Here is an 11,849-nt window from a genome sequence, read left to right on the forward strand (position 1 = left end):
GACGCGTTCGTCAGAGGTTGCGCGCGCCGGCGGCGGACGCATCGCAGATCACGACGACATAGCGCGCGGCATGCGGCGACGGATTGCTGAAAATCAGCGGCTGGTCGAGCCGCATGGCCAGGCAGTCGCCTGCGTGAAGTTCGTGAAGCGCTTCGCCGAACGTGACGTCGACGCGCCCGCTGATGATCCACACCTGTTGATGCAGCGCGCTTTCGCGCCCGCCACTGTCGTACGCGACGCGTGCGCCGGGCGGGAAATCCACCTCGACGAGCTGGATCGGTGACGGCCAGCCAGCCGGGGAGAGGTTGCGGCGCACATAGCCGGACGCCGGATCCCGCCATTCGGCCTGCTGCGCGCGGCGTGCCAGCGGCTGCGCGGGGGTGTCGTCCTGGTCGCCGCCGAACAGCCCGGCCAGCGACACGCCGAGCCCGGCCGCGAGCTTGTCCAGCACGACGGCCGTCGGGCTGGCCGACGCGCGTTCGATGAGCGAGATCATCGAACGGCTGACGCCGGAGCGCGCAGCCAGCGCATCGAGCGTGTAGCCTCGCACGGTGCGCAGGTCGCGTACGCGCCGGGCGATGCGTTCATTGATGCCGGTGTCGTCGGCAACGGCGGTGACGGATTCTCTCATGATGGATTTATTTTCCAGCAAACTGGAATTCGATGTCAACGCCATTGACGGCGGCCGACCGATGGCTCGACGGAATCCGCATGACTTGCCCGCCAGCCGAGCGCAGCGTAATATACGAACCGACTACGTTTCGTTTAATTGGGGATATATGGGCATCATCAAGATTTCCGAGCACATGCACGAGCGACTGCGCTCGACCAGCACGGCGCTGAGCCGCTCGATCAACGCGCAGGCCGAACACTGGCTGCGCGTCGGGATGCTGGCGGAACTCAATCCGGCGCTGTCCTACGGTGACATCTGCCGGATGCTGATCGAGGCCGAAGCGCGGGGCGGTGAGGCGGGGCCGGCGGAACCGGTCGAACACGGCATCGAGCAGGTGGCGTAATGGCGAAGCGAGAAATCCCGATCCGCGGCAATGCGGAAATCGCCAAGTCGCGCGAAGCCGCGAAGCTGGCGTCGCAGGTGCTGGCGATGATTGCCGAGCACGTGAAGCCGGGCGTCTCCACCGACGAACTGGACGCACGCTGCCGCGAATACATCGTCGACGTGCTCGACGCGATCCCGGCGAACATCGGCTACCACGGTTATCCGAAGACGCTGTGCACGTCGGTCAACCACGTGGTGTGTCACGGCATCCCGACGTCGCGGCCGTTGCGCGACGGCGATATCGTGAACCTCGACATCGCGGTGATCAAGGACGGCTGGTTTGGCGATACGAGTCGCATGTATTTCGTCGGCGAACCGAACGAGCTCGCGCGGCGCCTCGTCGCGACGACCTATGAGGCGATGCACGCGGGCATCCGCGCGGTGCGTCCGGGCGCCACGCTCGGCGACGTCGGCTACGCGATCCAGCAGGTCGCGCATCGCGAAGGATTCAGCGTGGTTCGCGAGTATTGCGGCCACGGCATCGGCGACGTCTATCACGACGAGCCGCAGGTGCTTCACTACGGCCGCCCGGGTACCGGCGTGCCGCTGCGGCCGGGGATGATCTTCACGATCGAGCCGATGCTCAACGCAGGCAAGCGCGACACGCGCATGCTGGCCGACGGCTGGACGGTCGTCACGAAGGACCATTCGCTGTCGGCGCAATGGGAACACATGGTCGTGGTGACGGAAACGGGCTTCGAGGTGCTGACCGAGGATGCGAAGCCGCAGGCGTTTCCGGCGCTGTCCGGCACGCACGTCGCCTGACGCCCGCCGTGCGCCGCGAAGGGCGGTGCACCGGCACAGTGGAACGGGCCCCTTTGCGGGGCCCGTTTCGTTTGAGGTCACGCGGCGCGATTCACGCGCGAACGCGGCGACCTGCTGCGCGGTGGATGAACGCGGCTTAGCCGCCGCTCAACCGCGCGCCTTCTGCCATGCGGATTCGACGAATACGCGGCACAGCGCTTCCATCCCCTGGCGGTCTTCTTCGTCGAAGCGTGCCGCAACCGGGCTGTCGACGTCCCACACGCCGATCAGCGTGCCGTCGCCGGCCACCAGCGGCACGACGATTTCCGATTCCGATGCGGCGTCGCACGCGATATGGCCGGGGAAGTCATGCACGTCGCGCACGACCTGCGTCTCGCGCGTCTGCGCAGCCGTGCCGCACACGCCCTTGCCGAGCGCGATCCGCACGCAGGCGGGCTTGCCCTGGAACGGCCCGACCACGAGTTCCGTCCCGTCGAAGAAGTAGAAGCCGGCCCAGTTGAGACGGTCGAGCGAGTGGTAGACGAGCGCGGCGAAGTTGGCCGCGTTCGCGGTCAGGTCGCGTTCGGATTCGACGAGCGCACGTGCTTGCTCGACGAGCGTCGCGTATTGATCTGCCTTGGAGGCGTTGGGGTCGTTGGACAGCGTGAACATGGCGGGAAAGCGATCGGGGTTGTGGAGTGCGCGATGCGCGTACCGCAGTCTACGGCACGCGTGCACGGTTTGCAGCGCCCGGTTACGGGTGACGCGGCGCGCTCAGTCGGGTTCGAGTTCGGCAAACCGCTTGGCGAGAAAATCGAGCAGCGCGCGCACCGCAGGCAGCAACCCGCGGCGCGACGCGAACACCGCATGCACGATCTCGCGGCGCGGCGCCCAGTCGGGCAATACAGTCGCCAGCTCGCCGCGCGCGACCTCGTCGCGCACCATCATCGTCGGCAGCTGGACGATGCCGACGCCTGCGACGGCCGCCGCGCGCAACGCGAGCATGCCGCCGGTCACGAAGCGCGGCTGGTGATGGATTTCCGCGTGAGCGCCGTCGGGCCCGCGCAGCCGCCACACGTGCGTGGACTGCGGGACGCCGTGATCGAGGCTCGGCAGGCGTGCGAGATCGGCGGGAACGGCCGGTGCGCCATGCTCGCGCAGCAGCGCGGGGCTCGCGACGAGGCACTGGCCGCGCTCGGCCAGCACGCGCAGCGCGAGATCGCTGTCTTCGAGCGGCGGCGGGCGTACGCGGATCGCGACGTCGATTCCTTCGCCGACCACGTCGACGCGCCGGTTGGTCGCCTCCAGATGAATCTCGACGCGCGGGCACGCGACCATGAACGCGGCGATCATCGCGCCGACCAGCGAATCGAGCAGCACGATTGGGCAGCTGACGCGCACGATGCCGCGTGGCTCCTCGTGCAGCACCGCGATCGCCTCGTCGGCCGCATCGGCCTCGATGAGCATCGCGCGGCAATGCGCATAATAGGTCTGGCCGACGTCGGTGACGGTGAAGCGGCGCGTCGAGCGCTGGATCAGCCGCATCCCGAGCCGCGCCTCGAGCAGTGCGATGCGGCGGCTCAGCTTCGATTTCGGCATGTCCAGCGCACGCCCGGCCGGGGCGAAGCCGCCATGTTCGACGACCTGCACGAAGTAATAGAGATCGTTCAGATCCCGCGCTTTATCGTTCATGAAATGGAACGCTGAGTGCGATTTTGGCAGTCTACCGGATCGATCGTTCCACCTCTATATTCCTGTTCAGGATGCGAAACACGTGTTTCGCCGCAATTCGGAGAAGGCAATGAAGAAGATCCAGGGTGTGTACAGTGCGCCGCGCGGCCATTGGGTCGGTGACGGTTTCCCGGTGCGTTCGATGTTCAGCTACCAGTCTCACGGCACGCACCTGAGCCCGTTCCTGCTGCTCGACTACGCCGGCCCGGCCACGTTCGAGCCGGGCTCGGCTTCGGCGCCGCGCGGTGTCGGCCAGCATCCGCACCGCGGGTTCGAGACGGTGACGATCGTCTATGACGGCGAGGTCGCGCACCGCGATTCGACCGGCGCGGGCGGCGTGATCGGCCCGGGTGACGTGCAGTGGATGACGGCCGCGAGCGGGATCCTGCACGAGGAATTCCACTCGGAAGGGTTCACGAAGCGTGGCGGCCCGCTCGAGATGGTGCAGCTGTGGGTGAACCTGCCCGCCAAGGACAAGATGGGGGCGCCCGGCTACCAGACGCTGCTGAACGCCGACATCCCCGTGGTCGAGTTGCCGGACGGCGCGGGCAGTGCGCGGATCATCGCGGGTGAGCTCGACGGGCGGCGCGGCCCGGCCCGCACGCATACGCCGATCGATGTGTGGGACGTGCGGCTCGTGGCTGGCGGCCATGCGCGGTTCCCGGTCGCCGAAGGGCGCACGCTCGCGGTGGTCATGCTGAGCGGTACCGTGCAGGTGAACGGCGAGACGGTCGCCCGCGAAGCGCAGTTCGTGCAGCTCGGTCGCGACGGCAGCGACGTCGAGATCGAAGCGAACGGCGACGCGAAGCTGCTGATCCTGAGCGGCGAACCGATCGACGAGCCCGTCGTCGGTTACGGGCCGTTCGTGATGAACTCGCAAGCGGAGATTCGCACCGCGATCGAGGACTTCAACAGCGGCCGCTTCGGCCAGATGCCGGCATGATGGACAAGCCCCGCGCAATGCGGGGCTTTTTTTGCGCGCACGGGCAACCGGTCGCGCGGCGAGTGCGCTTCGGGGCATAATCGGCGATTGCCCGCGCGCCGGCCGGCGCGCCCGAATCAGGACCGACCATGAACGCATCCGCCGTATCCCCGAGCGCCGCCGATCTCGACTGGCGCTGGAAATCCTTCGACGCGCTGACGGCGCGCGAAGTCTATTCGATCCTCGAAGCCCGCAGCGCCGTGTTCGTCGTCGAGCAGAACTGCGTGTATCGCGACATCGACGACGCGGACCAGGCCGCATGGCACCTGGCCGCATTCGATCCGGCAGGGCGCGTCGCCGGCTATCTGCGCGTGCTGTTGCCCGATGCGCAGAACACTGACGTACGCATCGGGCGCGTGCTGACGACCGCCGCGTTTCGCGGCGCGGGCCTCGGCAACGGGCTGCTGTCGCGCGCGCTCGAACATATTCGCGCCCAGTGGCCGGATACGCCGGTGAGCCTGCATGCGCAGGCCCACTTGCAGCGTTTTTACGGGGCATTCGGCTTTACGCCGAGTTCGGACGTGCACGACGAGGACGGCATCCCGCACGTGTGGATGAGCAGCGCACGCGCGTAATGCGCGACGCGCCGCGCAGCAGTCAGTGCGCGGCGTTCGCCACCGACGGCCGAGCCGCGCGCTGCGCGGCCCGTTCATCGATCAGGCGGCCGCGGGCGGACAGCCGCAGCCAGTGCCGCAGCGCGATCAGCGCGCCGATCACGCTCATCATCGAGCCGGGAATCCACAGCAGCAGGCCACCGATCTGCTGGTCGCGCAGCGGGCTCAGCCACGTGAACGCGCGGCCGCAGATCGAATAGATCGGATACAGCTCATGCGGCGTGAAGAAGATCAGCGCGCCGAGTGCGATCTGCGGCGGGATCGCCGCGACGACGATCAGGATCCGGCGGCCCGGCGACAGCCGCGCAGGCGGCGCGGGGCGCGGATCGACGACGAGCCACCAGAACAGCAGCCCGTCGATCACCATGCTCCAGTTCATCACGCGATAGAGACGCCAGTCGAGCATCGCGATGAAGTGGATCGGCGACAGCAGCCAGAAATAGATCAGCCCGACGAACAGCACGACCGCGACGACGGGATGGAACACCACGTCGAGCGTCGCGCGCACGGGCGCCCACGCGAGTGCGGGGCGCACGAAACGCTGCCGCCAGCGGAACGGGATACCCGCGCGAATCGCCGCGCCCGGATACGACAACGCGATGAAGAACGGCCCGAGGTGGTGCAGCACGAGGTGCTGCGCGCGGTGCAGGAAGAACTCGTGCTCGAAGAAATAGTCGAGCCGCGTATGCAGTGCGATGTAGAGCGCCGTCAACCCGAACCAGAACGAGAACTGCCGCAGCGGCGACACCTTCGCCTTCTTCACGCCGCGCGCGAACAGCACGGCAGCGGTGAGCACCGCGATCACCACGGTCGGCGACGGTTCCCACGGATCGAGCCAGTACAGGAGGTTCATCGCGCGCGTGTCACTTCGCCTGGGCCGGCGATTTCACGGCGAACGGTGCATCGACCGTTTCGCCGTCGGAGAATTTCAGGCGCAGGTGCACGGTGTCACCCGGCTTGATCGCGTGCTTCGGCTCCTCGAGCATGAAGTGGTAGCCGCCCGGTGCGATGTCGACCTTGCCGCGAGCGGGGATCGTCAGCTTGTCGACCATTTCCATCTTCTGCGTCGAGCCGTTCGAGACGGTCTGGTGCAGCATCGCCATTCCATAGTCGGGGCTGTCGACGTCGACGAGATCGACCGGCTTGTCGCCCGTGTTCACGAGCGTCACGTAGCCGCCGGCCGGCAGCTTGTTCGGCAGCCAGCGCACCCATGCGTTCTGCGCGGTGATCGTGCCGGCGGCATACGCGTGGGCGCCGGCGCACAGCGCGGCGAGGAGGGCGAGCGTCTTGAGTGTCGTCTTCGTCTTCATGTCGTGAAATGAATTCAAGTAGTAGGGGCGGTGTCGATGATGCGGCGCAGATCGGCGGCGATGGCGTCGGGCGAGTCGCGGTCGGTCGCAAGCAGGCGGGCGCGGCCGCTCGCGTCGAAGATGTAGACGGCCGAGCTGTGCGTGACTTCGTAGCCGCCGGACGGGTCGCGCTGTTCCATCTGGTACGCGACGCGATAGCGCTTCGCGAGCGATTCTATCTGGCGGTCGGTGCCGGTCAGGCCGCGCGCGTGCGCGGCGTCGAACGCGGCGACATACGATTGCATTGCCTGCGGTGTGTCGCGCGCCGGGTCGACCGAGACGAACAGGATGCGCACGTCGTTGGCCTGCGGGCCGAGCTTCGCCAGCACTTCCATCAGCCGCGCCATCGTTTCGGGGCAGACATCGGGGCAGTGCGTGTAGCCGAAGTAGACGAGCGCGACCTGGCCGTGGAACGCATCGGCGTCGACGGGATGGCCGTCGCCGCCCGTCAGCGTGAACGACAGGTCGGGCAGGTGGCCGGTGACGTTGGTCAGGTTCCAGCGCGGCTCGTCGTGCGTGCACGCGGCGAGCGCCACGGCGGCGGCGAGGGCCGCGGCCGTGCGGATGAAGCGGGAGAAGCGCCGGTGCGGCGCTGGGCGGGCAGACGACATCCTGGGGCTCGATCGAACGGAAAGGTGACCGGCCGGCGCGATGCCATGCGTCGCGCGGCAGGCGGTTGCGACTGTAGCGCAATTCGCGCGCCCGCGTCCTTTCGAAACTCGTACGGGGCGGGCGAGCGGGGCAATATGTCGCAGTTGACGCAATCGGCGGCGCGAGGCCGGCGATGTGCCGGTTTCGCCCATCTCGATGCGCAGGCGCGGTAAGATGCGCACAATTCCATTCGCGCAGTGGCGGCGCGGCGTTTGCCGGCCGACCCTCAGACTATCGAATCGATGCAATCCGTTCCGGCTTCCCTGCCCCTGACCGATACCGCGTTCTTCTTCGACTTCGACGGCACGCTCGTCGAGCTGGCGCCGACGCCCGACAGCATTCACGTTCCGCCGTCGCTGCTGACGCTGCTCGACGAGCTGCAGCGCCGCTCGCACGGTGCGGTCGCGATCGTGTCGGGGCGCGGCATCGACAATCTCGACACGTTCCTGAAGATGCCCGGCCTGCCGATCGCCGGCCTGCACGGCGCAGAGCGCCGCGATGCGAACGGCGACACGCAGCGCATCGGCTTCAACGACGAACGCCTGCTGCGCATCGAGCGCGAGCTGGCGGCCGTCGTCGACCGTCATCCGGGCATGCTGCTTGAAATCAAGGGCGCGGCCGTCGCGCTGCACTACCGCAACGCGCCCGAGCGCGAGGCGGCTGCACGTGCAGCCACCGAGCGCCTCGTCGCCGACTATGCCGATGCGTATGTGCTGCAGCCCGGCAAGATGGTGTTCGAGATCAAGCCTAAAGGCGTCGACAAGGGGCGCGCGCTGGCGGCCTTCCTCGACGAGCCGCCGTTTGCCGGCCGCGTGCCGGTGTTCGCGGGCGACGACCTGACCGACGAGAAGGGCTTCGCGGTGGTCAATGCGCGCGGCGGCCTGTCGATCAAGGTCGGCGCGGGCGAGACGTCCGCCCGCATGCGGCTCGATTCCGTCGACGCGCTGCACGAGCAGATCGCGCGCTGGCTCGGTGCGGGGCAGCCGCACGCATGAGTCGCCTCATCATCGTTTCAAACCGCGTCGCACCGATTTCGGAAGGCGAACCGGCGGCGGGCGGCCTCGCGATCGGTGTCTACGATGCGCTGAAGGAGACGGGCGGCATGTGGTTCGGCTGGAGCGGCGAGGTCGTCGCGTCCGGCGCGCCGCAGATTCGCGTCGAGGAGCACGGGCCGGTCACGTTCGCGACCATCGGCCTGTCGCGGCGCGACTACGACCAGTATTACCGCGGCTTCTCGAACGCGACGCTGTGGCCCGCGTTTCACTACCGCACCGACCTGATCCAGTACGACCGTCACGAGTTCGAAGGCTACAGCCGCGTGAACGTGTGGCTTGCCCAGCAGCTCGTGCCGCTGCTGCAGGACGACGACGTGATCTGGGTGCACGACTATCACCTGATCCCGTTCGCGCGCGCACTGCGCGCGGCCGGCGTGAAGAACCGCATCGGCTTCTTCCTGCACATTCCGTTTCCCGCCGCGCAGGTGCTCGTCAACGTGCCGCCGCATCGCGATCTCGTCGAGTCGCTGTGTGCGTTCGACCTGCTAGGTTTCCAGACCGAACCTGACCTGCGCGCGTTCTGCGACTACGTCGAATCCGAAGCGGACGGCGTGATCGAGCGCGATGGCCACCTGGTGACGGTGCGCGCATTCGGTCGGACGCTGCGCGCGTCCGCGTATCCGATCGGCGTGCATCCGGACGAAATCGCGTCGCTCGCGCAGGCCGGCGAGCACGGCAAGGCGGTGCGCACGCTTGCGACATCGCTGCGCGGCCGCAAGCTGATCATGAGCGTCGACCGGCTCGATTACTCGAAGGGGCTCGTCGAGCGCTTCCGCGCGTTCGAGAAGCTGCTCGAGCACGAGCCGTCGCATCGCAATCGCGTGTCGTTCCTGCAGATCGCACCGTCGACCCGCGCGGAGCTGCGCGCGTACCAGGATATCCGCCTGCAGCTCGAAGGGGAGTCGGGGCGCATCAACGGACGCTTCGCAGAGCTCGACTGGGCGCCAATCCTCTATATCCATCGCCAGTACGATCGCCAGCTGCTCGCGGCGCTGTACCGGCTCGCGCGGGTCGGCTACGTGACGCCGCTGCGCGACGGGATGAACCTCGTCGCGAAGGAGTACGTATCCGCTCAGAATCCGGACGATCCGGGCGTGCTCGTGCTGTCGCGCTTCGCGGGCGCCGCGCGCGAGCTGACGGGTGCGCTGATCGTCAATCCGATCGATATCGACGGGATGGCCGATGCGTTGTCGCAGGCGCTGACGATGCCGCTCGCCGAGCGGCGCGCACGTTACACGGACATGATCGCGCAGCTTCGCGAGAACAACGTGTCGGTGTGGCGCGACAACTTCCTGCGCGACCTGCAGCACGTGTAACCGGCAGTTCACCGCGCAACGAAAAAAAGCCGCAGTGCGAGAAGCACTGCGGCTTTTTTGCTGGCTGCGGGCCGTTACGTCAGGCCACGCGCTCGCCGGTCGGCGCGCCGCCGTCGGGGGCCGGGTGATGGCGGCCGTGCTGCTTCGCGAGCAGGTCGCGGTACAGGCCGGGGCGGTTGCGCAGCACGTCGGGCGGGCCGTCGTCGATCACCTTGCCGTTGTTCATCACGATGATCCGGTCGAAGTTGCGCAGCGTCGACAGGCGGTGTGCGATCGCGATCACCGTGCGACCGACCATCAGGCGGTCGAGTGCGCTCTGGATCGCTTCCTCGGACGCGCTGTCGAGCGCGGACGTCGCTTCGTCGAGCAGCAGGATCGGCGCGTTCTTCAGGATCGCGCGCGCGATCGCGATGCGCTGGCGCTGGCCGCCCGACAGCTTGACGCCGCGGTCGCCGACGATCGTGTCATAGCCTTCCGGCATCGCCTCGATGAACTCCGCGCAGCGGGCGTCGCGCGCAGCGGCGAGCACTTCGTCGCGGGTCGCTTCGGGGCGGCCGTATGCGATGTTGTCGTAGATCGTCCGGTGCAGCAGCGAGATGTCTTGCGGCACGAGCGCGATCGCGTGGCGCAGGCTGTCCTGCGTGATCGTCTTCACGTCCTGGCCGTCCACCTGCACGACGCCGTCCTGCGTGTCGTAGAAGCGCTGCAGCAGCGCGAGCACGGTCGACTTGCCGGCGCCCGACTTGCCGATCAGGCCGACGCGCTGGCCCGGCTCGATATGCAGGTCGAAGTGGTCGAGGATCGCGCGGCGGTGCGGATACGCAAACGTCACGCGCTCGAAATCGACGCGACCGCCCTTGGCCGACAGCGGCTGCGCGTCGGAGCGGTCCGGCATCCCGTGCGGCTCGAGCAATGTCTTGACGGCTTCGGACAGGCGCGCGATGTGCTGCGTGACGTCGACGAGCGCGACCGCGAGATCGCGCGTGCCGTGCAGGATCGTGAAGCCGAGCGAGCTGACGAGCACGATGTCGCCCGACGTCGCCTGACCTTGATCCCACAGCCACAGCGCCCAGCCGAGCAGGCCGGCGGACAGCATCGCGGTGATCACCGCGTGCAGCAGGCGCAGCTTCTCGAGATAGAGCAGGCTTTGCTGGCGCGCATCCATTTCGGCCTTGACCGTCGCGCCGAAGCGCTTCTGTTCACGCACCGTCATCCCGAATGCACGCACGAGGCCCATGTTGCCGATCACGTCGACGAGCTCGCCGTCGACCGCGGCGGCCTTCGCCGCGAACGCATGGTGGCGGGCCGAGCCGCGCCCGGCGAGCTTGAACAGGATCACGGACAGCACGGCCGAACAGCCGAGCAGGCCGGCGGCCATCATCGGATTGACGACGATGATCATCAGGATCGCGCCCATCACCGCGATGCACGGCGGCAGCACGTTCCACGCCATCGTGTTCTCCGACGTGTAGACCGCGTTCGACGTGGCCGTGATGCGGCTCGCGAGCGTGCCCGGCTGCTTTTCGGAGTAGTAGGTCGGCGAATGGCCGATCAGGTACTGGAACAGGTCGCGCCGCAGGTCGCCGGTGACCGCGACGAACGTGTGTGCGGCGACCCAGCCGCCGACGCGCCACAGCAGGTTGTCGGCCGCGATCAGCCCGACGAGCAGCGCGAACGCGCTCCACAGCGGGCCCGGGTGATGGCGCCCGGTCGCGAGTACGTCGATCAGGTGCTTGATCGCGTATTGCGAGCCGAGCGCGCAGCCGACGGCGGCCAGCACGCTGCAGAACACGATGAGGTGAGCGACGGGGTGGAGGCGGATGTAGCGGAACAGGAACGCGATCGGCCGGTGCGCGTAGCTCGAGAGCTCCGCGTTGTGGGCGTTGCGCTGGGCAGGGGTGAGAGATTCCAAAATATGCGTGCGGTGATTCGGTGATTGAGCGTTGCGGCTGGATCGCATGCCGGCGTTCGCCCGGACTGAATAATCCGGCATTGTAAACAAGGCCGTGCGTCGCGCTGCGCGAATCTTGCCTTGGCCAGGGGCTCGCGATCGATTTTGAGATAAAATCCGGCATCCCGTCCTGCCTCATGTGCCGGAATCACGCTGCCGGCAGTCACGGGTGCAGGGAGTGCCAAAAGGGCCTTCCACTCTAGAACGGACACCCAAGTCCGCGGGTTGCAAAGTGTTGCACCTTTGTAACAAAGTAAAGTGTTTGAAATGTTGTGCGCCGTATCAGGATTAACCCTAGATAATCGGCTCCGGGTTCGATTCCAGGTTTTTTACGAACCCCTGTCAACGGGTCTTCGTTTCAAACGTTCTATGCCTGTCGCGTCGCCGACGCTCCTCGAG

General features: G+C 67.3%; 13 protein-coding genes. 6 read left to right on the plus strand and 7 right to left on the minus strand.

Annotated elements, in window-relative coordinates:
* Positions 1–10: 10 nt before the first annotated feature.
* Positions 11–631: a helix-turn-helix domain-containing protein gene (locus HAV18_RS16695; protein WP_166957653.1), complete on the minus strand. Its 621-nt coding sequence runs from the start codon at positions 629–631 to the stop codon at positions 11–13.
* Positions 632–779: 148 nt separating this feature from the next.
* On the opposite strand from HAV18_RS16695, the gene HAV18_RS16700 reads away from it, so the two are divergent.
* Both HAV18_RS16700 and map read left to right on the plus strand, forming a co-directional pair.
* The gene (locus HAV18_RS16700; RefSeq protein ID WP_046545260.1) at positions 780–1,016 is read left to right on the plus strand and encodes a ParD-like family protein; all 237 of its coding nucleotides are present in this window, start codon (positions 780–782) and stop codon (positions 1,014–1,016) included.
* Positions 1,016–1,822, plus strand: a complete 807-nt coding sequence (map, locus tag HAV18_RS16705; RefSeq protein ID WP_166957655.1) for a type I methionyl aminopeptidase — start codon at positions 1,016–1,018, stop codon at positions 1,820–1,822. Before HAV18_RS16700 ends, map begins: the two co-directional genes overlap by 1 nt.
* A 147-nt stretch (positions 1,823–1,969) precedes the next feature.
* On the opposite strand, the gene HAV18_RS16710 is transcribed toward map, so the two are convergent.
* Both HAV18_RS16710 and HAV18_RS16715 read right to left on the minus strand, forming a co-directional pair.
* Positions 1,970–2,473 (minus strand): GAF domain-containing protein, encoded by a 504-nt coding sequence (locus HAV18_RS16710; RefSeq protein ID WP_021163091.1) that lies wholly within the window; start codon positions 2,471–2,473, stop codon positions 1,970–1,972.
* Between the two features lie 102 nt (positions 2,474–2,575).
* Positions 2,576–3,493, minus strand: a complete 918-nt coding sequence (locus HAV18_RS16715; protein WP_166957657.1) for a LysR family transcriptional regulator — start codon at positions 3,491–3,493, stop codon at positions 2,576–2,578.
* 109 nt (positions 3,494–3,602) lie between these two features.
* Here HAV18_RS16715 and HAV18_RS16720 point away from each other — a divergent pair, with 109 nt between their 5' ends.
* Both HAV18_RS16720 and HAV18_RS16725 read left to right on the plus strand, forming a co-directional pair.
* Positions 3,603–4,475, plus strand: a complete 873-nt coding sequence (locus tag HAV18_RS16720) for a pirin family protein (protein WP_166957659.1) — start codon at positions 3,603–3,605, stop codon at positions 4,473–4,475.
* Positions 4,476–4,603: 128 nt separating this feature from the next.
* Positions 4,604–5,089: a GNAT family N-acetyltransferase gene (locus HAV18_RS16725; protein ID WP_166957661.1), complete on the plus strand. Its 486-nt coding sequence runs from the start codon at positions 4,604–4,606 to the stop codon at positions 5,087–5,089.
* A 22-nt stretch (positions 5,090–5,111) separates the two neighbouring features.
* Here the strand turns inward: HAV18_RS16725 and HAV18_RS16730 are convergent, their stop codons facing one another.
* The 3 genes from HAV18_RS16730 to HAV18_RS16740 are packed head-to-tail and all read right to left on the minus strand — an operon-like array spanning position 5,112 to position 7,088.
* Positions 5,112–5,981 carry a cytochrome c oxidase assembly protein gene (locus HAV18_RS16730; RefSeq protein WP_166957663.1) on the minus strand — a complete coding sequence of 290 codons (870 nt, stop codon included), beginning with the start codon at positions 5,979–5,981 and terminating at the stop codon, positions 5,112–5,114.
* Positions 5,982–5,991: 10 nt separating this feature from the next.
* Positions 5,992–6,438 carry a copper chaperone PCu(A)C gene (locus tag HAV18_RS16735; protein WP_166957665.1) on the minus strand — a complete coding sequence of 149 codons (447 nt, stop codon included), beginning with the start codon at positions 6,436–6,438 and terminating at the stop codon, positions 5,992–5,994.
* A gap of 14 nt (positions 6,439–6,452) precedes the next feature.
* Entirely contained in the window at positions 6,453–7,088 is a 636-nt protein-coding gene (locus HAV18_RS16740) for an SCO family protein (RefSeq protein ID WP_166957667.1), read from the minus strand.
* A 282-nt stretch (positions 7,089–7,370) separates the two neighbouring features.
* On the opposite strand from HAV18_RS16740, the gene otsB reads away from it, so the two are divergent.
* Both otsB and otsA read left to right on the plus strand, forming a co-directional pair.
* Positions 7,371–8,123 (plus strand): trehalose-phosphatase, encoded by a 753-nt coding sequence (otsB, locus tag HAV18_RS16745; protein WP_166957677.1) that lies wholly within the window; start codon positions 7,371–7,373, stop codon positions 8,121–8,123.
* Positions 8,120–9,499: an alpha,alpha-trehalose-phosphate synthase (UDP-forming) gene (gene otsA, locus HAV18_RS16750; protein WP_166957679.1), complete on the plus strand. Its 1,380-nt coding sequence runs from the start codon at positions 8,120–8,122 to the stop codon at positions 9,497–9,499. Before otsB ends, otsA begins: the two co-directional genes overlap by 4 nt.
* A 79-nt stretch (positions 9,500–9,578) precedes the next feature.
* Here the strand turns inward: otsA and HAV18_RS16755 are convergent, their stop codons facing one another.
* Entirely contained in the window at positions 9,579–11,411 is a 1,833-nt protein-coding gene (locus HAV18_RS16755; RefSeq protein WP_166957681.1) for an ABC transporter ATP-binding protein, read from the minus strand.
* Between the last annotated feature and the right edge of the window lie 438 nt (positions 11,412–11,849).

Origin of the sequence: Burkholderia sp. D-99 (assembly GCF_011605345.1) — a bacterium.
GTDB lineage: Bacteria > Pseudomonadota > Gammaproteobacteria > Burkholderiales > Burkholderiaceae > Burkholderia.

What these genes read in the sequence shown, in the direction of transcription:
- map (WP_166957655.1), top strand. Translation starts at nt 1,016, where the DNA reads ATGGCGAAGCGAGAAATCCCGATCCGCGGCAATGCGGAAATCGCCAAG.
- HAV18_RS16695 (WP_166957653.1), bottom strand. Translation starts at nt 631, where the DNA reads ATGAGAGAATCCGTCACCGCCGTTGCCGACGACACCGGCATCAATGAA.
- HAV18_RS16730 (WP_166957663.1), bottom strand. Translation starts at nt 5,981, where the DNA reads ATGAACCTCCTGTACTGGCTCGATCCGTGGGAACCGTCGCCGACCGTG.
- HAV18_RS16700 (WP_046545260.1), top strand. Translation starts at nt 780, where the DNA reads ATGGGCATCATCAAGATTTCCGAGCACATGCACGAGCGACTGCGCTCG.
- HAV18_RS16725 (WP_166957661.1), top strand. Translation starts at nt 4,604, where the DNA reads ATGAACGCATCCGCCGTATCCCCGAGCGCCGCCGATCTCGACTGGCGC.
- HAV18_RS16715 (WP_166957657.1), bottom strand. Translation starts at nt 3,493, where the DNA reads ATGAACGATAAAGCGCGGGATCTGAACGATCTCTATTACTTCGTGCAG.
- HAV18_RS16740 (WP_166957667.1), bottom strand. Translation starts at nt 7,088, where the DNA reads ATGTCGTCTGCCCGCCCAGCGCCGCACCGGCGCTTCTCCCGCTTCATC.
- otsB (WP_166957677.1), top strand. Translation starts at nt 7,371, where the DNA reads ATGCAATCCGTTCCGGCTTCCCTGCCCCTGACCGATACCGCGTTCTTC.
- HAV18_RS16720 (WP_166957659.1), top strand. Translation starts at nt 3,603, where the DNA reads ATGAAGAAGATCCAGGGTGTGTACAGTGCGCCGCGCGGCCATTGGGTC.
- otsA (WP_166957679.1), top strand. Translation starts at nt 8,120, where the DNA reads ATGAGTCGCCTCATCATCGTTTCAAACCGCGTCGCACCGATTTCGGAA.
- HAV18_RS16735 (WP_166957665.1), bottom strand. Translation starts at nt 6,438, where the DNA reads ATGAAGACGAAGACGACACTCAAGACGCTCGCCCTCCTCGCCGCGCTG.
- HAV18_RS16710 (WP_021163091.1), bottom strand. Translation starts at nt 2,473, where the DNA reads ATGTTCACGCTGTCCAACGACCCCAACGCCTCCAAGGCAGATCAATAC.